The organism is Vreelandella sedimenti (assembly GCF_013416325.1).
Taxonomy (GTDB): Bacteria; Pseudomonadota; Gammaproteobacteria; order Pseudomonadales; family Halomonadaceae; genus Vreelandella; species Vreelandella sedimenti.
The window spans coordinates 181,364-204,314 of the sequence record NZ_JACCGK010000008.1 but is presented as its reverse complement, the minus strand read 5'-3'; the positions used below and the strand labels follow the sequence as shown (position 1 = coordinate 204,314).

Genomic DNA, 22,951 nt, shown 5'->3' with positions numbered 1-22,951 from the left:
TTATCCCCTGGCTTCGGCGAGCACGGCGGCAAGCGTACGCTCAGCCAGTGTCACCTTAAATTCGTTATCTTCGGTGGGTGTCGCACCCTCCAAAAGACGTGATATGACGGCTCGGGCACCGTTTGGCATGGCGGCCTCGGCGGCCTCATTTCGCCACGGTTTGGGGGCCACGCCACCTAGTGCGATGCGACCGGAGCCATCCGGCTGAATCACAGCGGCAACCGATACTAGAGCGAAGGCGTAGGATGCACGATCACGTACCTTGTGGTAGAAGTGCTGCCCGCCAAGTGGCCTGGGAAGGACAACGGCGGTGATGAACTCGTCTGGTGCGAGTACTGTCTCGATATGCGGGGTGTCGCCAGGAAGAAGGTGAAAGTCAGCGAGGGGAATGGCGCGAGTGTCGCCCTCGGCATTCACTGTCTCCACCACTGCATCGAGCACACGCATGGCGATTGCCATGTCACTTGGGTGAGTAGCGATACATGCTTCGCTGCCGCCGATGACCGCGAGTTGACGGCTGTAGCCTCCTTGCGCGGCGCAACCCGACCCTGGCTCGCGCTTGTTGCAAGACATGTTGGTGTCGTAGAAATAGGGACAGCGTGTGCGCTGTAGCAGGTTACCACCCGTCGTTGCCTTGTTGCGTAGCTGGCCCGATGCCCCCGCGACGAGCGCACGACTCAGGACACCATAGTCGCGGCGCACGCGTTGGTCGGCGGCAAGATCAGTGTTGCGTACTAGCGCACCAATGCGCAGGCCTCCCTCTGCCGTCGCTTCGATGGTATCGAGTCCTAGTCCGTTCACATCGATGAGATGCGAGGGTGTCTCGATTTCCAGCTTCATCAGATCAAGAAGGTTTGTCCCGCCAGCGATGAACTGGGCTCCTTCCTGCGCGGCCGCTGCTGCGGCTGCTTCTTGGGGCGATCCTGCTCGTTCGTAGCTAAATGCTCTCATGCCTTATCCTCCGCGACGTGCTCTATGGCATCAAGAATGTTCGCGTAGGCGCCGCAGCGGCAGAGGTTACCGCTCATACGTTCGCGTATCTCAGCGGACGTGATTTGTATCTCTCCGGTGATATCTTCAGTCACATGGCTTGGGATGCCAGCCCAGATTTCTTCGAGTGTTGCCTTCGCCGAGCAGATTTGACCAGGGGTGCAGTAACCACATTGATAGCCGTCATGTTCAATAAAGGCTACCTGCATCGGGTCAAGACCCTCTGGTGTGCCAAGCCCCTCAATCGTCGTGATTTCATCACCCTCATGCATTACCGCAAGGGACAAACACGAGTTAATGCGCCGACCATTGACCATAACGGTGCAGGCTCCGCATTGGCCATGGTCGCAGCCTTTTTTCGTGCCGATTAGTTGCAGGCTTTCGCGCAGTGCATCAAGAAGGGTGAGGCGATTATCGGCAGTTAACTTCCGGGCCTCGCCATTCACAGTGAAACCGACCTCTGTCATTGCCGAGGCTGGAATAGTGGTTACTGAAGAAGCTTGCCCAGTATTTTTTCCCTGGGCGAAGGAAAATTTAGGCAAGGCAAGAGAGGCTGTGGTCGTGGCGCTCCCGATCAACAGGTTGCGCCTGGTGATTTCGAAGTCGCTTAGCTTTGACATGGGGCATCCCTATCGCTAGCAAGTCGGCATGAAAGTCGATCCAAATGACATAGTGTCTTTGGGAAATGAGTTCATAACGTTCATTTGTCTTCAGCTACCAACTTAGCTAAACCAAATCCATTCAACTATCGCTAAAATCCGGATGAGCTTATGTGCTCAATTCATTAATCAGATGATGGCTTTGGGTTTCTATGCGGCTAGGCTAGTTGGATATTCCTTGAAAGCTTCGCTACGAGTTCAATCAGTTAACGGTGATAAAGCCATTAGGGCGTATGCCCAGTTGCAGTAGGGTTGCCAAATAGCTTAAGCCGTTATGGAGAACATATCTTCCATACAGCTAGTAAGGTGCGTCATAAGCGACACCCTTGATGGGGAAAATGGACGAGAAGGAGGGGTAGGTTGGTTTGTGGATTAATGAATTTTAGACATAAGACCAAGTCATTCTAAGCCTCTAATCATATCCATGTGAGTGTCCTAAACTGTGAGACACGCTACTCCCTCTTGACCTCGCTGTCTGGTCCAGGCTCGTCAAAACACTCCAATGACCAAAGGTATTCTCATGGATATCCAGCGCAACGCCTCCAAGTCATCTGCCCAAGGCCCCGAAGAATATTTCACTGGGACAGTGCGTATTGATTCGCCTTTCCAAGCCCCTGAACCAGCTAAAACCGGCGGAGCTATCGTCACTTTCGAACCTGGAGCCCGAACGGCTTGGCATACCCATCCACTAGGGCAAACATTGATCATTACGGCCGGGCTGGGTTGGGCTCAGCGGGAAGGGGAACCAAAACAAGAACTCTGCCCAGGCGACGTAGTGTGGTTTGGACCAGACGAGAAGCATTGGCATGGCGCCACGGATAGCAACGCCATGACGCATATCGCGATTGCTGAATCGGAGAATGGTTCGCCCGTCACTTGGATGGAAAAAGTAGCGGAAGAGGATTATCTCAGCAGCGTTTCTTAAGCAAAGAACAGCAAGAGTCATTACTTTATTTAGAAAGGAGAACTCACAATGGAAGGTATCAAGGATAAAGTCGTTGTCATCACAGGGGCTAGCAGTGGCCTTGGCGAAGCGACCGCACGCCGATTGGCGAATGGGGGCGCAAAGGTAGTGCTCGGCGCGCGTCGTATGGAGCGTTTACAGGCGCTGGCCAAAGAACTCGGCTTAGATGAGCAGGCGGTGGTCAAGACAGATGTCACCCAGCGCGATCATGTTGAAGCGTTGGTTGAGCGTGCCATCCAGCTGCATGGCCGTATAGATGTCATGCTTAACAATGCCGGTGTGATGCCGCATTCGCCTTTAGAGCGCCTGAAGGTCGAAGAGTGGGATCAAATGATCGACGTCAATATCAAGGGTGTGCTGTATGGCATCGCGGCAGCAATGCCGCATATGACCGCCCAAAAGAGTGGGCAGATCATCAACGTTTCATCGGTCGCTGGCCATAAGGTTGGCCCTGGCAGTGCTGTTTACGCGGCCACTAAGCATGCCGTTCGTGTCATCTCCGAAGGACTGCGCCAAGAGGTCAAACCTTACAATATCCGTTCGACGATTATCTCGCCTGGCGCTGTCGATACAGAACTACCGAATAGTATCTCGGAAAATGACGTGTCCGAGGCGATCCATGATTTCTATGAACAGTATGCGATACCCGCCGACTCGTTCGCACGCTCAGTGGAATTCGCCATGAGCCAGCCCGAGGACGTGGATATTAACGAGATTCTGTTCCGGCCGACCAGCCAAGTGCTATAAACAAGATAGGAAATGCTATGACCATACCCCTTCTTACCTTGAACAATGGTGTTGAGATGCCTGCCTTCGGACTGGGCGTTTATCGCTCTCGTCCTGAGGAAACCACTGGTGCGGTATTGTCTGCCTTTGAGGCGGGCTATCGCCATGTCGATACTGCCGCCGCTTACATGAATGAAGAGCAGGTGGGCGAAGCGTTCCGATCAAGCGGTCTCGCTCGCTTAGACGTGTTCATCGAGTCCAAACTCTGGCTTTCAGATTATACCTATGACGGCGCGATACACGGGTTCGAACGTTCGCTGCGCAAGCTGGGCATGGAGTACATCGATCTCTATCTGCTACACCAGCCAGCCCCGACTGAATTCGAACGCACTTTGGGGGCATGGAAGGCGCTCTGTGAGATTGTGAAAAGTGGCCGTGCTCGTGCAGTTGGCGTGTCGAACTTCAACGAAGAAGAGCTTAAGCGCATCATTGATGAGACCGGCGTGGTTCCTGCGGTAAACCAAGTGGAGCTGCATCCGTTTTTTACTCAGAAGAAGCTGAGTCAATTTCATCAGGAGCAGGGCATTCTGACTCAGGCGTGGTCGCCCATTGGCGGCGTTAATCGTTACTTCACTGAAGACCCTAAGCCGGAAGACGACCCGCTGACGCATCCCACAATCATACGGATTGCAGAAGGGCATGGTAAGTCATCGGCGCAGGTGATACTGCGCTGGCATATCGAACTGGGTCATTCAGTGATCCCTAAGTCGGTTCACACTGAACGGATAAGGGAGAATTTCGATATCTTTGATTTTTCGCTTTCCTCCGAAGAGGTCGCTTTGATCGACGCACTTAATACTGGGCGCCGTGGCGGGCCAGACCCCAAATCGCTCAGTACTCAAACGGTAAAATTTTCTATACCGGAGTGATGCCGTCGTTTAGATAGAAGAGAAGAACCGAGCTTTGCTCGGTTCTTCCTGCTATTGCAGCTTTCATCGCAGGATGGGAAATCTATGGTAATACCATGTCAGCCTTATTCATACAGGAGGTTCAACGCTGTGAACATAGTAAAAGAACGTTATTTTTTTACGCTAGCGAACGATCGTTTTATTTTATGCCAAGTTAAAATTGCGAATTTATGCCAAGTTATTTGAGAATCAGGCTGTAAGCCTCTGTTTTCTCGTTGCGCTTATGCCAAGTTTTGTTGAGAACGACATTTCTGATATCCTGTCCACTTTAGCTTGTATTCCCCCCCCCCCTCAACCTGTAGTACCCTCAGATCTACTGAAAAATTACCTCGCGAAGTATTGTCACTGGTTTTGAATCAGCTCCTTAGAGACATTGCGCGCCCACGAAATGTCGCTCAGTTTTAGATCATTATCTGGACTGATCTTTTCTGCTGAGTTAATAGTTGTGATGTCATGAAAATTACGGATGACCTCTGTTAACAAAACTGCATTTTTTATATTTCTCATTAAATAATATGTGTTAACCGGAGTTTTCCTTAGCTTTTATCTTAATTTATAATTGGTTGATCTAGTAAAATAGAATGAGAAAATATTCCTAGTATTGTTAGATTAAAAGTTATGGCTATATAAATAACTTGTTTATATACTCTCTCTTCGAGATCGCTACTCTTTGGTTGCCTTTGTTTTGGGTGAAAAAAGCGTATTGTTGTTGACAGGGGGATTACCAAGATCTGATTTTTATATGGTAATAATTGTGACTTAACCATGTGAGCCTTGACACCATGACTATAATATTACGATTTTTTGACATTCTATTTGCTGCCACGGGCCTACTCATTGGTCTGCCATTATTGCTTATATTAGCCTTAATCGGTTACTGGGACACGGGGTCTCCTCTATTTTTGCAAAAGCGTGTGGGATACCGTGGCCAGCCGTTTGTATTGATTAAATTTCGTACTATGAAGCCTGATACCGCTTGGGTTGCTTCGCATCTTGCGGATTCTTCTTCAATTACCAAATTCGGTCATTTCTTACGGCGTACCAAATTGGATGAGTTACCGCAGCTATGGAATGTATTGAAAGGGGATATGAGCCTTGTGGGGCCTCGTCCTTGCTTATATACGCAAGATGAGTTGATCAAAGAGCGTACTGAGCGTGGTGTATACAATGCTCGCCCAGGAATTACCGGGCTGGCGCAACTTAACGATATTGATATGTCTACGCCTCAATTACTGGCAGAAACGGATCAAAAAATGTTGGCGACAATGGCGATACTGACGTATTTTCGCTACCTGTTCCTCACTGTGATGGGTAGAGGAAGCGGAGACCGGGTGAGACAATAAAGCATGCGCACTCCTGTGGCCTACAAGGTAAATACTGCATGCAGGCTTTAGCAATCACCGTGTTACCGCTATTGGCCCCCTTGGGCTATTGGCTAGGATTGGCGATCACTATTATATGGTCGTTTCTTGCTAGGCATGAGCGACAAAGGCGTAGCTTTTTTAGAAAACCAATGGGGCGTGGTGATGGCCTTCTTTTGGCGTTGCTACTAGGAGTCGGTATTGTCGAAGTAGTGGCTGGCGCTTGGCATTCTAGCTTGGAGCGGGCCTTGCCATTAGCTGGTGCAGCTTGGCTCGCGGCATTGGCGTTTATGTTAGTGCGCGCCGTTCCACCACGTCCTTCAGCATGGTGGGTGGGTTTAGCGCTAAGTGGATTGGGTGCAGGGGGTTGGGCGGCGTGGCAAAAATGGATAGTCGGTTTAACCCGTGCTACAGGCCACCCACCGTTACATTCAATCTTTTTCGGCAATCTTGCGCTATTGATGGCGCTGTTATGTTTGGCCGGATTGGGGTGGGCCTGGCAACAGCGATCAACACGTTTTTTTTGGGTAGCGCTTTTGCTGAGCGGCGCAATGGGGGGCGGACTAGCCTCGGCTCTTTCTGGCACCCGGGGCGGGTGGTTGGCACTGCCGCTAGTGATATGGGTATTTTATTACGGTTATGCGCGTCGCTGGCGAGCGCTGTGGCGATGGTTGGCACTGACTGCTGCAATAGCTGTGATGATAGGGGTGTATACGACGCCCCATAGCGGCGTAGAAAAAAGGGTGGATAAGGCGGTGGCCGAGGTGCATCGCTACATGGAAGGCGCTGACTATGGCTCCGTAGGGGCTCGCTTGGAAATGTATCGCGGCGCATTCTGGCTGATTTATGAACGTCCCCTCGTGGGCTACGGGCATCAGGGCTATCTACCCGCCATGCAAAGACTAGAGACTCAAGGCGTGCTAAGCCCCGAGTTAGGCAATTACTGGCATGCGCATAACGACCTTCTGGATGCCTGGGTACGAAAAGGGCTGCCAGGTCTTGTTATAGTAGTGAGCCTCTATCTCATTCCCCTGTGGCTTTTTTTCCCAGGTTTACGCGCTGAAAGCGCCACTCAGCGCTCCTATGCCGTGGCTGGTATATTGCTGCCAATCACTTTTATGGGCTTTGGCTTAAGCTATTCTTTTTTTGCTTATCCAGCAGGGGTAGCGGTGTATGCTAGCTGGCTGATTTTCCTTTGGGTTCTCGTTTCCGAGCAAGTTCTGCAAGATGGTTGCCATGTATACACTAATGAAAAGCCTGACGGCGATATTGCTGATGCCAATGTCTCTGATGGCCCTCATTTTTACTATCGGATGGTTGATTCGTAAGCTTGGGTGGTACCGCCTGGGTCACAGCATAATGACGTTAGCAATGCTCTTGCTATTGCTGGCGGACTGGGCACCAGTGGCAGATAATTTGCTAGGGCCGTTGGAGTCTCAATATGTCGCTTGGGAGAAATGGCCTGAAGAGCAGAACATCGAAGCAGTGGTAGTCCTCGGGGGTGGTTGGCAGCCGGATCGCCCTTGGTCGATAACCGGCAGGCTCAGCGAAAGTTCGGGTTTGCGTCTGATGGAAGGCCTGCGGCTATGGCATGAGCGTCCAGACTTGCTACTGGTAGTGTCAGGGGGAGGGCAAGATCCAAAAATGACCATGGCTCATGGTTACGCCGAAGCTGCCGAAGCATTGGGGGTTCCGCCAGAGAGTATCGTGACGCTGGTGTCGCCCAACGATACTGCTGAAGAGGCCAAGTCAGTTCGGGCGCTGCTCGGTGAAGGTGCGCAAGTATTGATTGTGACATCAGCGTCGCATATGCCGCGCGCTATGCGTCATTTCGAGGCGGCAGGCCTAGCTCCAGTTGCTGCACCTACCCATTATTTGGCCGATCGAACGGAGGGCTTAGCGCTAGCTTATTGGCTGCCCTCTGCCCGTGAGCTACGCAAGACCGAGAGGGCAATCTACGAAACACTCGGGTTGCTTGCCATTCGGTGGGAGCATTGAAGATGTCATATTTGAAAACGTTTACCTCTGCTCACCCAGGAGATAAGTAAGACATGTTCGAGCGTATTTTAGTGGTGTGTACAGGTAATATTTGTCGTAGTCCCGTCGCTGAAGCATTTCTTAAACAGCGGCTACCCGAGCGTCATATCAGTTCTGCAGGCTTGGGCGCCTTGGAAGGTGAACCTGTATCTGCTTTTGCACGTCAATTAGCCGAGGCTGATGGCTTGGATGTGGCCAATCACCAGGCACGTCAATTAACCGTGACAATGATACAGGAAGCCGATCTCATCCTAGTGATGTCTGAGGGCCAGCGCCGTGCTGTAGGACAACACGTACCCCAAGCCTTAGGTAAGACGTTATTACTAGGTCGTTGGCTAGACAGTGGCAAAGGGCGCAATATTCCCGATCCTTACCGAAAATCCAGAGAAGTTTTCGAACATATCCATATGTTGCTCAAGGACGCTGCCCTTACGTGGGCTGAGAGACTCTAGACGTTTCGCCATCGCTTCTTTTCCCTTTTTTACTGCTTGATCTGTAAGCGATATGGCTGATGTGCCTGCCAGTATTAGATCCAATTTTTGTTTTTAAAATTTTTAGCTTACTAGCTTTCAGTAATGATTTTTTCATACTGTTTTTTGCTATTTTTTTAATTGCATCTTTCGTGTTTTTAAGATGCTGATCCTTGTATTTGTGATAGGGTTTTTTCATTGTTTTTCTCATCAGTTTTGAAGGTTGAAATTAATAATTTCTCAATGTTGTTGTTAATATTGCAAATGCATACCACGTCTAAGATATTGTGTGGCGGTGATTGAAAAAAGTACTAGTAAAATTATTGAAAATGCCTGGTGTAAATGTCAATAAAGTAGTGAATTGAGATGTCTGTCTATAGATGGTGAGGGTAAATAAATTCAATAGAAACAAATGCTTGTGTTTTTTTATTGTGGTTTTAATGTTTTTTTTCTGAAGATATCATTGACCTATCATTTAATTGAAACGATTTTGTCATTCGATGAAGTTACCGTTCCACTATAAGTCGTAACTAAGCGACTTTGTTCATTGCAGAAACTATCGGAAAGTCTGTTTAACCCCCCTGGAATGATGCTCCATGTTAAGTAGATGCGTGACGTACCCAAAGTATGTCTTCGTATTTAGGGCCATCACCGCTGGGTTCTACAAGAAAGGCGAATCTACCTAACCATCCATTAATTTGGCGGCCAAGCCTGATAAAAAAGGAGGGATAGACAATGAATTACAAATCCTATGGTGATTTAAGTGAGGACATCGCTGCGTCCTTGTTCAAAGTTCACGGGAAGGATTACGACCTGGTGGTGGGTATTCCCCGTAGCGGCATAATCCCCGCCAACATGGTTGCGTTGGGGTTGCATATCGATATGATGGGGCTCCCAGACTTTATTGCCAACCAACCGCTGAAAACTCGCTTGCGTAGAAAGGAAGAAAAGTCGCCGAGGGCAGCGTGGGACGCGAAAAAAGTTCTTCTCGTCGATGATAGCGTCATTACAGGTAAGACTGTGCAGGAAGCACGGAGCGCCATCCCTGAAAATTGTCCTTGTATAATAGATACCTTGGCGATCTATGCTGATCCCGACGGTAAGCAACATGTTGATTTTCATTTTTACACGCTAGAATCGCCTTGTGCTTTCCAGTGGAACCTTTTCACTCCTGCCATACTTTCCCAGTCATGTGTCGATATCGATGGTGTACTGTGTGTCGATCCTACCGACCTTCAGAACGATGATGGAGAGCAGTACATTGGGTTTTTGAATAACGCGGAGCTTCTTTTCCTACCTGCTGGCCGAATCGGCTGCTTGGTAACCAACCGTCTTGAGAAGTACCGTAGCCAGACAGAGCAGTGGCTGAAGCAACAGGGAATTGACTATGAGCGCTTGGTCATGCTGGATCTGCCTTCGAAAGAGGAGCGCCAACGCCAGGGGATTCACTCTACGCACAAGGGCCTGTTCTATAAGAGCTCGGATTACACTTTCTTCATTGAGAGTGCTACCAGGCAGGCTGCAAGTATTGCAAAAATATCGGGAAAAGCCGTTTATTGCTGTGAAGATAATAGAGTCTATACAGCGTCTGATGAAGCCTCCGCCAAAAAGGGATCGCATAGCTATACGACACGCCTTCTCAGCGCCAGCAAAAGAAAGATTTTATCTGGCCTTCCAAGCCCCCTCAAGACGGCGCTGAGGGAGCGGTGGAAAACCAAAAAGGCGTGAGCTGATTCAAAGACCAAGTTATGGCCGCCCCTCCAAGGGTGGCCTTTTTTCTATGTGGCCACTGTCAATAAGAAATCCCTCAATTAAGGCAATATTACAATTGTTTTGTAGTTGTAAATTGAGATCTCTTATTTTGTAACTTTTTACAACCTATTGATTTTAAATATAAATTATTTATTATCATTAAATAATTAATGCTAGTTAATACTGCTAGGCATGATCTCCTCTCCTCTCAAACATAACGCCAAACCTCATTTCTAAACGCCTAAATAGCGTTAGCTATCTCATCCTCAGCAATGAAGTAAATCAAAGTATCTATTTTGTTTTTTTATGTAACCTTATATTTGTCTGCCGTAATGGCATTCATGTCTTATGGCGGCTCGAAGGTTCACCGCCAAGACGAGTTTCCAAATAGGCTCTGGGAAATGCCATTTAAAATCCTCGGGCGGTAGCGTGGTAAGACACAAAGCAAAGGGAACAAAAAAATGACTAATTTCAAAGAAATAGAAGGTGTAGAAACCAGAAAAAGTCCAGTGCGGTGGGTTCGCTATCTGTCGCTCATCATGCTTCTGGGGATATTGAGTGGCTGCGCCATGGCCCCTGGCGGACATATTGACGAAAGCGAGCTTGACCAATCGCTGGATGGCCGAGTGGACGTACAGCCCATTACGCCAGAGTTTGTAGATAGGTTGTATGTTCCCCAAGAACCTACCACGCAAGCCACGTCTCAAGCATTGAATCAAGAAGTGCAAGATTACGAATATCGGGTAGGGCCTGGGGACATTTTAAGCGTGATCGTCTATGACCATCCAGAATTAACTATTCCGGCCGGCGCCGAGCGCTCCGCTGCGGAAACTGGGAACCGGATACGGCCTAATGGCACGATGTTCTATCCCTACGTAGGGCGCGTGAGAGTCGAGGGCATGACGCTTGACGAGGTGCGCGAGTTAATCGCAGGACGATTGTCCACGGTCATCAATGAGCCGCAGGTAGAGGTAGGCATTGCGGCGTTTAACTCCCAAAAAGTTTATATCAGTGGGGCAGTGGAAAACCCCGGCACTCTGCCTCTGAGTATTGTGCCGATGACGGTACTTGATGCCATTAGTGAAGTAGGTGGGGCACGTGATAACGCGGATTGGCGTAACGTCAAACTAAGCCGCAATGGTGGTGAAGAGGTGATATCGCTATATGCAATGATGCGTCAAGGGGATATGACACAGAACCGGTTACTGCGTGATGGCGATCTACTTCACGTACCCACTATGGAAAATCAAAACGTTGTTGTTCTGGGGCAAGTTAGCCGGCCCGGTGCTATTGCCCTTGGTAATGAACGCCTCACGTTGACAGATGCATTGGGCAGAGCAGGTGGGGTGAATGAAAATCGTGCTGAGCCGTCGGGCATTTTCGTAGTGCGAGGCAACCCGCCTGGTAGCGAGAAAATGGCCACCGTCTATCAGTTGGATATTCAGGATGCCACTCGCTTATTGCTAGGGACACGGTTCCCGCTTGAGCCGCAGGATGTGGTGTACGTGACGTCAGCGCCGCTGGCTCGCTGGAACTCTGTGATCTCCCTGCTGCTGCCATCAGTTAGTTTGCCAGGCGATTTTGCAACGTCTGCTATTGATGCCGGTGAGCTTTAAACATCGATTTTGCACTATATTTTTGAGTGATGAGGCATCTCCATGACTAATTTCCCTTCACCACCGCCCTCGTCAGCACCTCGAGAGAGCGATGACCTTAATCTGCGTAAGTTGGTAGATACGCTTTCCGATCATCGCTGGTTTATCGTGTCGGTGACGGGATTTTTTCTGCTGGCGGGCTACTTTAATGCCAGCTCTCAGCCGAGAATTTATCAGGCCGATGCCTTAGTCCAGATAGAGACCAGAGGATCGAACTTGGCGTTTATGGAGTCATTGGGGGAGCCGCAACAAGGCAACCCTACCTCTGCTGAGCTCGAAATCCTGCAGTCACGCATGGTGTTGGGTGAAACCACTGATCGACTTGATCTTGCTATTCAGGTTGAGCCGCGCAGGTTACCGGTGGTAGGGGACTTTCTGGTTCATCATGGGGTTAATCAGCAATGGTTCGAGAGCCTCACGCCTGAATTCATTCGCCAGTGGTTAGCAGATTCAGAGGGTGATGATTGGAATACACCCTATGTATGGGCTGGGGAATCACTCCGAGTCGCTCGTTTTGATGTTCCTGAGGAGAACGTGGGTAGTGAGCATGTGCTGCGGCTTCTGGACGGCGGTGAATTCGAGCTGCTACTGGAAGAAGAAACGCTGCTTACTGGTAGCGTTGGAGAAACGGTTCAGAATGATGAAATGGGGTATCGTCTTTTTGTCAGCCAGGCAGAGGCGCATCCCGGTGCAGAATTCACGCTGGTAAGAACGTCGGCTCTTAGTGCGATAGGTGAGCTGAAGAAACGCTTTGAAATCATACCGCGTGGGTTAGAGTCGGGCGTCTATGAACTGACGTTGAACGGGGCGGATCAAAACCAGATTCAGCCAACCCTCGATACGCTGACCAGCGTCTTTTTGACTCAAAATGTGCAGCGTCATTCAGAAGAAGCAGAAAATCAGATTGCCTTTCTCAACGAACAAATCCCTCAGGTTAGCAACCAATTGTCAGATGCCGAAGGCATGCTCAACGATTACCGAGCTCAGCGCGACTCTGTCGACCTGACTTTCGAGACACAGAACCTGCTTACTCGTGTAGTCGATGTGGAAAACCAGCTTGGTGAGCTGGCTATGCGGGAAGCGGATTTGGCTGAGAGGTACCGTCCTTCACACCCTAACTACCAAACGTTACTGAGACAACGTGGCCAGCTAGAAGCCGAGCGTGACCGACTTAATGCTCTGGTCAGTGAATTACCCGAAACCCAACAGGAAGTGCTGCGTCTTACTCGGGATACTCAGGTCAATCAGCAAGTGTATGTTCAGCTACTCAACCAGCTTCAAGAGATGCGTTTGGTGAAGGCTGGCACAGTAGGTAACGTGCGTATCTTGGATGCGGCCATGCTGTCCCCCGGTACCATCGCTCCACGTATCCCTCTAATAACCGCTGTTAGCGGCCTGTTTGGCGCCTTGTTGGCAATATTATTAGTGATCGTTCGTATGTTGCTCAGCCGGTCTATCAAAACCCCCGAGCAGCTTGAAGAATTGGGTCTGCCTGTCTATGCCACCTTACCGAATTCCGGTGAACAGGCAGGGCTTACCGAGCGTATCCGTCCGCGTCGTTCCAAGAAATCCCAAGAAGTTTTTCGTGGCTTGCTGGCCGTCAAGAAACCCGCTGAAATTGCCGTTGAGGCATTGCGTGGACTTCGTACCAGCCTCTATTTCGCCATGCTCGAATCCGATAACAATCGGTTGATGATTACTGGTGCTAGTCCGGGGGTAGGTAAGAGCTTCATAGCTGCTAACTTAGCAGCGGTATGTGCCCAGGCTGGCCAAAAAGTGTTGCTCATCGATGCTGATATGCGCCGCGGCCATTTGCACCATGCCTTTCACGGTAAGGGGATAAAGGGACTTTCAGAGTTATTGGCACGGCGTATCAGTATGGAGGAGGCCATTCGCCATAGTGACCTTGATGGGCTTGATTATGTGGCAAGGGGAAGTGTACCGCCTAATCCATCAGAGCTTTTAATGCAGCAGAGTTTTCACGACTTTCTAGACACGATAAGCCAGCACTATGACCTGGTAATCGTGGATACACCACCGATTCTGGCGGTAACCGATGCCTCGGTAGTCGGCAAGTTGGTTGGTACCAGTCTAATGGTGGTGCGGTTCGACACGAATCCTCCTGGCGAGATTAAAGCCGCTAAGCGTCGTCTTGAGAGTGCTGGTGTGAGGCTCAAAGGTGGAATTCTGAATGGTGTTAAGAAGCCGACCAGCAGCCGCCACGGATACTATGGCAGCTACCTCTATGCTTACCGGTGAGCCAATATGCTTAATCAATTGCGCGAATTTTATTCTTTACTAACGCAACAACAGCGGCGCCGATTGTTAGGGCTTCAGGCACTGATCATTGTTATGGCGCTAGCTCAAATTGCCAGTGTCATCGCCATTGGGCCTTTTATGGCGGTGGTCGGCGATATGAGCAAACTCCAGGGCAATGGTTGGTTAGCCTGGGCTTATACCTATAGCGGAATGCAAAGCCACAAGTCCTTCTTGAGTCTATTGGGCGGTACGGTACTTGGAGTGTTGTTAATGGCAGCTCTAATTTCCATGTATACCACTTGGCGTCTGTCGCTCTACAGTGAGCAAGTGGGAGCGGAGCTCTCTAGCCGCCTCTATCGTTATTATCTATACCAACCTTGGTTATTTCATTCGAGCCAAAATACCAGTGTCCTGATCAGTAAGGTCTCTGTTGAAGTCCAGCGCGTGACAACAAAAGTGATTAATCCAGCGATGGAGCTCAACGCCAAGGCGGTCATGGTGACCTTGATGAGCTTGGCTATCTTTATCTATAACCCTGCTGTAGCAATATCCGGCTTAGTGATATTCCTCGCCACTTACCTACTGCTTTATCAGACGGTGCGGCGCTTTCTTAGCATTAATGGAAGGCGTATATCTGAGGCTCAATCGAAACGCTTCAAGCTAATGACTGAAGGGTTTGGGGGCATCAAAGATCTTCTTTTATTGCATCGTCAGGCGAGTTTTACCACGCGGTTTGAAAAGGCCAGCAACCGCATAGCGCGAGGCCAAGGTGTAACACAAGGGCTGAGTGAGGCACCCCGTTATGCTATCGAGCTGGTGGCCTTCGGTTCGGTAATCCTGCTGGTTCTTTACCTGCTTAACCTCTACCAAGGCAATCTGGGCGCCATTTTGCCGGCACTTTCAATTTATGCCTTAGCCGGTTTCAAGATGCTGCCTGGCTTTCAGAAAATCTATACCTCCATTACTAAAATACGCGGCAACCTGGCGGCTTATGATGCGATCCGTGAAGATTTGATCGCCAGCAGTGAGGAAACCAAAAAATTGAAACCAGGCAGTGAATCTAAGCCTGCTGCTCAGTCAATGCCGTGGGTTCCTCAACGAGAAATCAAAATTCATGAGGTCACCTTCGACTACCCAGGAGCGCGAGCACGGGCGCTGAATGGCCTGACTCTGACAATTCCGGTCAACAAGATGGTCGGCTTAGTCGGTGCTTCCGGCAGTGGTAAAAGCACTGCTGTGGATCTATTGCTGGGTCTGATCGAGCCTCAGCAAGGGCAAATACTCATTGATAGTGTGGTTTTAACGCAGGAAAACTTGCGGAATTGGCATGCGAGTGTGGGGTTTGTGCCGCAACAGATATTTCTGTCCGATGCCACGATCCTCGAAAACGTCGCCTTTGCCATTGAACGCGAAAATATTGATGTTGAGAGAGTCAAAGAAGCCCTACACATGGCGCAACTCGATGAACTGATCAAGCGATTTCCTGAAGGGCTCGAAACTAGAATCGGGGAGCGCGGAGTGCAGATATCAGGGGGTCAACGTCAGCGTTTGGGTATCGCCCGAGCTCTTTATCAGCAAGCCAGTGTATTAGTTTTTGATGAAGCCACCAGCGCTCTGGATGGGATCACCGAACGTCGTGTGATGGAAGATATCCAGCGCTTCGCAGGCCAAATGACGGTGGTGCTTATTGCCCACCGCCTGGCCACGGTCAAAGAGTGCGACATCATTTATATGCTTGAGGACGGGCAAGTAAGTGATGCGGGGACTTATGATGACCTGGCCAGCCGCAATCATACCTTCCAGATGATGGCTAACCTCTAGCCACAGTAGAAAAAAGGTATCGCCATGAATCTGATCGGTGCGCTATTGCTGTTTGTGGGGCTTTCGTTAAGCAGCCTTTATTTGTTTCCCAGTGGTGGGCCACAGCTGACTGATTTTGTGCTGATCGGTTTTGCCGGCGTGATGCTTTTGATGTCATTAGGAGACAAACATCTGAAAGTTTCACCCTTTGCTATGTGTTGGGGATTAATGGTGTTGTGGGTAGTAATGGTATGTCTTAGCTGGACGCTAGTGATGGAAACCACAGAATTTTTTAAACCAGCCCAGTTTTTCCTATTCAATTTTTTAATCGGTATGGGGTTGCTGCGTTTCCTAAGCGTTTATGGTGAACGTGCCATAGGGCTTATTCGAAATAGCGTCTCTATTGCGCTATTGGTCGCCGGTGGCCATGTGTTAGTGCAATTAGCCTTGGGGATAAACCGCACCACTGGAAGCTTTAATAATCCCAATCAGCTGGCCTACTTTTCGCTATGTGGAGTAGTGTTGTTGTTAATGCTCGATGATTTTCACCCTAAAATGAGGCCCTTAGCATTGGCCGGGCTGGCTAGCGGCGTATTGGGGATCTTATCGGCGTCGTCGCTGGCTGCTATGGGGGGAGGGGCTATGGTGGGGGTCGGCTGGGCCATAGCAAATGCTAAGCAGGTGAAGTACTTTGCGCGCCTGTTGCTTCTGGTACCACTACTATTGGGAGGTGTTGTACTCGCCAATATTAGTACTGAGGGGCAGGTGTTGCGCAACCTGGAAGCGCGTATGGATCGAGCACCAAGTAAAATTGATAGTGTATATGAAGAACGCAAGTTTGACCGACTGACTAACTTTCCCGCCTACGCAATATTGGGGGCAGGAGAAGCCGAACGGCAGCGATTTGCTCCATATGATGGGGCCGAAATTCACTCTTCCTTTATTAACATGCTGTTTGCTTATGGCTTGCCAGGCCTTCTGCTTTTCCTATCGATAATAGCCACCGTATTACGCAGAGCCCCCCTTTACATATGGGCTGGAGTAGCAGGGCCATTGATCTATTCCACTACACATAACGGGCTGCGCGCGACTTTATTCTGGGTACTACTAGTGATCTGTTGGCACCTCTATCGAGAAGGCTCGATAGCGGCTTCTCGTCAAAATCTCGTTTTTGATCGCCCACTTCAATAATGCGGCTGCCAGCGCTGTAACTTGGCAACCCACTAGGACGGATAGAGATAACTATGGCTAGTTTAATAAAGTCGCTATCGATGACACCGCGTTCCATAAAGCGCCGGGTGCTTGTTGTATTTGATGGTTTGATTGTGGTGGGTAGTCTGCAACTTGCCACAATGATTCACCTGGAAAGTCTACAACCGTTAAGCAGCGCTTCCTTGTGGATGACCATCAGCCTGTTGGTTCCGATGAGCCTTTTGCTTTTCCACTGGTTAGGGCTTTATCGCGTTGTCATTCGCTACATGAGCCATGCCACTGTATCGACTGTCGCTGTTGTTGTGCTGGCCTCGACTTTGTTAGTAGCACCAGCCAGTTATATGGCTAACTCGCCCATTGGGCTATCTATTATCGTCATTTATGCACTGCTCTTATTGCTGGGTATCGGTAGCCTGCGTTTTCTATTGCGCGAGTTGTATCGCCACAGTCAGCTTCGTCAGCGTAAACCAGTGGTGATTTATGGCGCAGGGGCAGCGGGTTGTGAGCTGGTGGCCGCTCTGCGCAATGGGGAGGAATACCAACCGGTAGCCTTCGTTGATGACTGGCGGGGATTGGAAGGCGCCATGGTAGAAGGGCTACGGGTACATCAGCCGGTAGCTTTAGCGGCCCTGGTTCAAGAACACCGCGCCACAATGGTCTTGCTGGCTATCCCCAGTGCCCCACGTTGGCGTCGCCGCGAAATACTGCACTGGCTTTCGGGCCTTTCGGTGCCTCTTAAGACAATTCCCGGTAGCGCCGATGTAATCGCCGGGAGAGCCAAAATCAGTGAACTTCGTGATGTGGCGCTGGAGGATTTATTGGGTAGGGAGTCTGTGCCGGCCTTCCCCGAATTGATGGAGGCCAATACCCGCGATAAATCGGTCATGGTGACGGGGGCGGGAGGCTCGATAGGCAGTGAGCTGTGTCGTCAGATTCTTGATCAGAATCCTGTCCGCCTGCTTTTGATCGATAACTGTGAATTTGCGCTATACGCCATTGAACAAGAGTTGAAACAATATATCGAAAGCACTGCGTCGCGGTGCGAGCTAAAACCATTGCTTATCTCAGTGCAGCATTCGGGCAGTCTTCAAGCAGTGTTCGAATGTTTTGAGGTACATACCGTCTACCACGCTGCTGCTTACAAGCACGTACCGATGGTGGAATTCAATCTCGTACAAGGGGTTAGTAATAACGTCTTAGGCACCTTGAATCTAGCCAAGGCGGCAATGTCGGCCAATGTGGAAACCTTTGTGGTGGTATCCACCGATAAAGCGGTTCGCCCTACCAATGCCATGGGGGCGTCGAAGCGTTTGACTGAGCTTATCTGTCAGGCCTTCGCCCATGCTCAGTCCAACACTCGATTCTGCATGGTGCGCTTTGGCAATGTTCTGGGTTCAAGTGGCTCCGTTGTCCCCGTGTTTCGTCAGCAGATTGAGCAGGGCGGCCCTGTTAAGGTAACGCACCCGGAAATCACCCGCTATTTCATGACAATTCCCGAAGCTGCGCAGCTGGTTATCCAGGCCGGCGCCATGGGGGAAGGTGGGGAGGTTTTCGTGCTCGACATGGGCGAGCCGGTACGCATTCATGATCTGGCCATGAATATGATCCGCCTTTCGGGACTGGAGGTAAGAGACGCTGCGCATCCTGAAGGGGATATAGAAATCATCTATTCCGGCTTGCGGCCTGGTGAAAAGCTTTACGAGGAATTGTTGATAGGTAATGACGTAAGCAAAACGCGCCATGATCGCATCATGACTTCAAAAGAGCGATTCTGGGAATGGCCGAGGCTCGAAGCCTTTTTAAAGCAGCTGGAGCAGGCCTTTATCGCTACTGATCACCTGCGTATCCGCCAGTTGTTGCAGTCGGCTCCGCTGGACTACAACCCATTGGACGAAATAGCGGACCTAGTTTGGAAAGCGCGTCAGACCAGGCCCTCAGATACGCAACGCCAACATATTGATGCAACTAACACGGCCTTAAGGGCGGTTGCCAGAATAGGCCCAGTATTACGCTCCGTACCCAAAGAAGGTTGATCATTTTATTGAATTGCTGGCGATCACAAGACGACTGAATCTTACCAACCTTTTCAGTCTATGAATGTATATCTATTGGTGAATACTCAGCATATAGGTAAACCTACTGAAGCTGATGTACCGCTATCTTGCCGCACCATGTTTACTTCCGTCACCTAAGCCACAGAGGCTGGGCCGTTTAATCCTCGCTCTGATTACCATCTTTTCATGCTTGAGTGATGCGAAAAGCATTATTGAGCATGTCATCAATGCTTATTTAAAAATAAGTGCTCTCTTTAGCATAAGGAGGCAAGTCATGACGGACAAAAAATCTAATGACGAGCAACAAGAGTGGCTATCCGGGATCACTATTTTTCTGATTAGAGAGTGTGAGTTGGCATATCTGGATATCCTTCTTAAGTTGCTTGATCACTATGGATTTAATGTGTTGTGTAGCGTGCCAATCGAAGGCGGGCAGCAACAGGCGCTTGCTCAGTGGGTTCTTGATGATGGACCAGAGCAAGGAAATTTTACTAGCAGTGGGTCGCCGCCAGTTTTTCTGCTTGTGGTACAGGATGTCCACCCAGTACCGGCAAAGCGGATGTCGAGTGACTCTTCCGGGCAGGTTAAGAATCTAAGATTACCTACTATCAAGGCAGCTTTCAGTGCCACGATCTCTCCAAAAGAGAACAAAGAAGAGCATCCGAGTCCGATACATTGCTCCCACGATGCGGATCAGGCGCTTAAGTATCTCAAAGCCTTAATGCCTGAGCAGGTCAGTAAGATACGTGAAGCAGCCCTAAGTAACGATGCAGCATTTCGCACACCTTACCCAGTACTAGCTGACCTAAGTAAAGAGGTTTGTCGAGCCAAAGTAGAACTGGTGGATTTTCATGGCACTGAGGCGATTTGCAAGACATTCCGGCCTGGGCGTGAGCGCTACTTAGAGCGTGAAGTAAAAGCTCGTGAACTTGGCGCATCTCTGCCAGAAGTTTCCCGGCTGCTAGAAGTCGGTACTCATTATCTAGTGTTTGAGCGCTATGCCAATTGTATGGAGCGTATTTTATCGCCTCGTGCGCCTTTTTCTCATCACGGTTTACTGCCTATCTGGGCCATAGAGCGCGTGAGAGCCGTTATTTTGCACTATCGCCGTCTTGGCTATGAATGCATCGATCTTAATCCGCATGACCTTATCTATGACCCTTGCCAGGGACTAAAGATAATCGATTTCGAGTTTCTACAGCCTGGTTCTGACGAAATAAAGACGCTGAAAGGCAACTATGTCTGGTACGCCGTACCTCCGCTTTTTACTGGCGACTTACCTCCTTCAGCTCAAAGCTCCTATCGGCAATGTTGGTTTCCCTATACCGGGCTGCCACGAACCTTATGTCTGAGTGAACTTCCGCGTCCGTTACTTGCCATGGTGCGTTCAGTGGCCCTTGTGCCCTTGACGTTGGATGGCTTGAGGCGAGTGAGCTGGCGTCATATACAGCGCTTAGTACGCAACTGAGATTCGCGCTGTTATTTGCTCCACTCCCGCCAATGCCCTCTATTCCACGTCTTGGAGTTATTAAATGAAGATTCTTGTTACCGGCCATGCCGGATTTATCGGCTTTCATACTGCCAAGCGGCTGCTGGAACGCGGCGATAGTGTCGTCGGTTTTGATAGCGTCAATGACTATTATGACCCTGCCATTAAGGAGGCGCGCCTGAAAATTCTTGAGCAGACGGCGAAAGAAACAAGAAGCGACTATATCTCTATTCGCGCTAATCTAGCTGATCAAAAGGCGGTGGTAGAGTGTTTTAATGAACACCACTTTGACCGAGTTATTCATCTCGCTGCCCAAGCGGGAGTTCGTTATTCGCTGGAAAACCCACTCAGTTATGTGGAAAGTAACTTGATTGGGTTTACTAATGTTTTGGAGGCGTGTCGTTACTCCAGCATTGCGCACCTGACGTACGCCAGTACCAGTAGTGTTTATGGAGCTAATACTTTAATGCCATTTTCCGAGCATGAGGGAGCCAACCACCCGCTGCAATTTTATGCAGCCACCAAAAAAGCCAATGAAATGATGGCCCACAGTTATAGTCATTTGTTTGGATTGCCGACCACCGGGCTAAGGTTTTTCACAGTCTATGGTCCCTGGGGGCGTCCAGACATGGCACTTTTTAAATTCACCAAAAATATATTGGCTAATGAGCCCATTCAGGTTTTCAATTATGGCTGCCATACCCGCGACTTCACCTATGTGGATGATATTGTTGAGGGTATTATTCGAGCCAGTGATGATATAGCCACTCCTGCTTTTGAGTGGAATAGCGATAACCCTGACCCTGCTACCAGCAATGCGCCATTTCGTATCTTTAACATTGGCAATAATGATCCTGTGACGGTCAATGTCTATATCGAAGCCATTGAAAAAGCATTAGGTAGAAAGGCCATCAAGGATCTACTGCCATTGCAGCCTGGCGATGTTCCAGACACTTATGCGGATTCATATGAATTAGAAAAAAAGGTCGGTTATAGGCCCACCACATCAGTTTTTCATGGCGTTGGCAAGTTTGTTGAATGGTATAGAAATTACTATTCATCAAATAAGGCGAGTAGCACCTTAAGTGAAGTGCATAGCTCACCTAAATAAAAATTATTTCTAATATTTCTCACCACTCTACTCTCCAGTTAGGAAATCCAATGAACGTTACAGTTTTCGGAACGGGTTACGTAGGCCTGGTTCAAGGCACAATTCTGGCTGAAGTTGGCCATCATGTTGTTTGCATCGATCTAGATGATCATAAGGTCGAACAACTTCGGCAGGGTAACATCCCTATTTATGAACCTGGTCTAGAATCTTTAGTAAAAGAGAACTACGCCGCTGGGCGACTTGAGTTTTCAACCGATGCGGCAGCGGGCGTCCAACATGGACAAGTGCAGTTTATTGCTGTGGGAACTCCGCCGGACGAAGACGGTAGTGCTGATCTCAAGTACGTTCTCACTGTGGCTGCCACCATTGCTGAACATATGGAGCAGAACCAAATTATCATCAACAAATCCACCGTGCCTGTAGGTAGTGCTGACAAAGTGCGAGACGAGGTGGAAAAAGTGCTGGAAAGGCGCGGTCGCCTTGATATCGCGTTTGACGTGGTGTCTAACCCTGAGTTTTTAAAAGAGGGTAGTGCGGTCGCAGACTGTCAAAAACCTGATCGTATTATTATCGGCACAGAGTGCGATGCTACAATCGAAGTCATGCGAGAGTTATACGCCCCCTTCAATCGCAATCACGACAAGATCATCGTGATGGATGTTAAAAGTGCCGAACTGACCAAGTATGCAGCTAACTGCATGTTAGCTACCAAAATTAGTTTTATGAACGAGATGGCAAACCTTGCTGAGCGCCTTGGTGCCGATATTGAAGCAGTACGTAAAGGCATAGGCTCAGACCCACGCATTGGTTACGACTTCATTTATCCTGGTGTGGGCTATGGGGGCTCGTGCTTTCCCAAAGACCTGCAGGCTCTTATTCATGTCTCGAATAGCATTGATTTTGATGCCAAATTACTCAAGGCAGTAGAATCACGTAATAAAGAGCAAAAAACAACACTATTCAATAAGATAAGTCAGCACTTCAATGCCGATTTAAAGGGAAAGATCTTCGCTATATGGGGGCTTTCATTCAAGCCCAATACTGATGACATGCGTGATGCACCCAGCAAGGTTCTAATGGAAGCGCTTTGGGCAGCGGGTGCCAAGGTACAGGCTTATGATCCGGAAGCTATGGAAGAAGCTCAACGTCTTTATGGAAGTCATGATGACTTAATCCTTTGTGGGACCAAAGAAGCAGCTTTAAAGAATGCCGACGCCTTGATTGTCGTTACGGAGTGGCAGAACTTTCGTGCACCTGATTTTAACCTTATTAAAGCACAATTAACTGAACCCACTATCTTTGATGGGCGTAATATTTATGAGCCGAGTCGAATGAAAACGAAAGGATTTACTTATTATTCAGTAGGTAGGCCTAGCCCAATGGACTCCTCTTTCTTATCTATTTGTTGAATTTTTTATAGGTAAGGTGATTGTTTTTTTTAATG

The 22,951-nt window shown here is 49.3% G+C and carries 19 protein-coding genes; 16 read left to right on the top strand and 3 right to left on the bottom strand.

The features are described 5' to 3' along the window. Together HZU72_RS10980 and paoA are read right to left on the bottom strand one after the other, a co-directional pair. Window positions 1-951: an FAD binding domain-containing protein gene (locus HZU72_RS10980; RefSeq protein ID WP_180091831.1), complete on the bottom strand. Its 951-nt coding sequence runs from the start codon at window positions 949-951 to the stop codon at window positions 1-3. Next, window positions 948-1,610, bottom strand: coding sequence for an aldehyde dehydrogenase iron-sulfur subunit PaoA (paoA, locus tag HZU72_RS10975; RefSeq protein ID WP_180091830.1), 663 nt, complete (start codon window positions 1,608-1,610; stop codon window positions 948-950). Before paoA ends, HZU72_RS10980 begins: the two co-directional genes overlap by 4 nt. A gap of 559 nt (window positions 1,611-2,169) precedes the next feature. On the opposite strand from paoA, the gene HZU72_RS10970 reads away from it, so the two are divergent. The 7 genes from HZU72_RS10970 (at window position 2,170) to HZU72_RS10940 (ending at window position 8,157) form a co-directional block, all read left to right on the top strand. Continuing rightward, entirely contained in the window at window positions 2,170-2,574 is a 405-nt protein-coding gene (locus tag HZU72_RS10970) for a (R)-mandelonitrile lyase (protein WP_179915385.1), read from the top strand. Window positions 2,575-2,622: 48 nt separating this feature from the next. Continuing rightward, window positions 2,623-3,360, top strand: a complete 738-nt coding sequence (locus tag HZU72_RS10965) for an SDR family oxidoreductase (RefSeq protein ID WP_180091829.1) — start codon at window positions 2,623-2,625, stop codon at window positions 3,358-3,360. A 17-nt stretch (window positions 3,361-3,377) separates the two neighbouring features. Beyond that, entirely contained in the window at window positions 3,378-4,268 is an 891-nt protein-coding gene (locus HZU72_RS10960; protein WP_180091828.1) for an aldo/keto reductase, read from the top strand. A gap of 821 nt (window positions 4,269-5,089) precedes the next feature. Next, a complete protein-coding gene (locus tag HZU72_RS10955; RefSeq protein WP_180091827.1) occupies window positions 5,090-5,650 on the top strand; it encodes a sugar transferase in 561 nt (186 codons plus the stop codon). Window positions 5,651-5,688: 38 nt separating this feature from the next. Next, complete coding sequence (locus HZU72_RS10950; protein WP_051430440.1) at window positions 5,689-6,996, top strand: O-antigen ligase family protein; 1,308 nt, start codon at window positions 5,689-5,691, stop codon at window positions 6,994-6,996. Window positions 6,997-7,027: 31 nt separating this feature from the next. Next, a complete protein-coding gene (locus HZU72_RS10945; RefSeq protein WP_235976070.1) occupies window positions 7,028-7,666 on the top strand; it encodes an ElyC/SanA/YdcF family protein in 639 nt (212 codons plus the stop codon). Window positions 7,667-7,719: 53 nt separating this feature from the next. Next, entirely contained in the window at window positions 7,720-8,157 is a 438-nt protein-coding gene (locus HZU72_RS10940; protein ID WP_180091825.1) for a low molecular weight protein-tyrosine-phosphatase, read from the top strand. On the opposite strand, the gene HZU72_RS10935 is transcribed toward HZU72_RS10940, so the two are convergent. Beyond that, on the bottom strand, window positions 8,135-8,374 hold the full coding sequence (locus tag HZU72_RS10935; protein ID WP_180091824.1) for a hypothetical protein: 240 nt from the start codon (window positions 8,372-8,374) through the stop codon (window positions 8,135-8,137). The genes HZU72_RS10940 and HZU72_RS10935 overlap by 23 nt on opposite strands. A gap of 536 nt (window positions 8,375-8,910) precedes the next feature. On the opposite strand from HZU72_RS10935, the gene HZU72_RS10930 reads away from it, so the two are divergent. The 9 genes from HZU72_RS10930 (at window position 8,911) to HZU72_RS10890 (ending at window position 22,916) form a co-directional block, all read left to right on the top strand. Further along, on the top strand, window positions 8,911-9,903 hold the full coding sequence (locus HZU72_RS10930) for a phosphoribosyltransferase (RefSeq protein ID WP_180091823.1): 993 nt from the start codon (window positions 8,911-8,913) through the stop codon (window positions 9,901-9,903). A 485-nt stretch (window positions 9,904-10,388) separates the two neighbouring features. Further along, window positions 10,389-11,543, top strand: a complete 1,155-nt coding sequence (locus HZU72_RS10925) for a polysaccharide export protein (protein ID WP_180091822.1) — start codon at window positions 10,389-10,391, stop codon at window positions 11,541-11,543. 42 nt (window positions 11,544-11,585) lie between these two features. Next, entirely contained in the window at window positions 11,586-13,841 is a 2,256-nt protein-coding gene (locus HZU72_RS10920) for a polysaccharide biosynthesis tyrosine autokinase (protein ID WP_180091821.1), read from the top strand. 6 nt (window positions 13,842-13,847) lie between these two features. Beyond that, a complete protein-coding gene (locus tag HZU72_RS10915) occupies window positions 13,848-15,662 on the top strand; it encodes an ABC transporter ATP-binding protein (RefSeq protein WP_180091820.1) in 1,815 nt (604 codons plus the stop codon). A gap of 24 nt (window positions 15,663-15,686) precedes the next feature. Beyond that, a complete protein-coding gene (locus tag HZU72_RS10910) occupies window positions 15,687-16,832 on the top strand; it encodes a hypothetical protein (protein ID WP_180091819.1) in 1,146 nt (381 codons plus the stop codon). A 53-nt stretch (window positions 16,833-16,885) separates the two neighbouring features. Beyond that, window positions 16,886-18,886 (top strand): polysaccharide biosynthesis protein, encoded by a 2,001-nt coding sequence (locus HZU72_RS10905; protein WP_180091818.1) that lies wholly within the window; start codon window positions 16,886-16,888, stop codon window positions 18,884-18,886. Between the two features lie 295 nt (window positions 18,887-19,181). Next, a complete protein-coding gene (locus HZU72_RS10900) occupies window positions 19,182-20,375 on the top strand; it encodes a hypothetical protein (protein WP_180091817.1) in 1,194 nt (397 codons plus the stop codon). A 64-nt stretch (window positions 20,376-20,439) separates the two neighbouring features. Then, window positions 20,440-21,507 carry an NAD-dependent epimerase gene (locus HZU72_RS10895; RefSeq protein WP_180091816.1) on the top strand — a complete coding sequence of 356 codons (1,068 nt, stop codon included), beginning with the start codon at window positions 20,440-20,442 and terminating at the stop codon, window positions 21,505-21,507. Between the two features lie 50 nt (window positions 21,508-21,557). Continuing rightward, on the top strand, window positions 21,558-22,916 hold the full coding sequence (locus HZU72_RS10890) for a UDP-glucose dehydrogenase family protein (protein WP_180091815.1): 1,359 nt from the start codon (window positions 21,558-21,560) through the stop codon (window positions 22,914-22,916). Window positions 22,917-22,951: the final 35 nt, after the last annotated feature.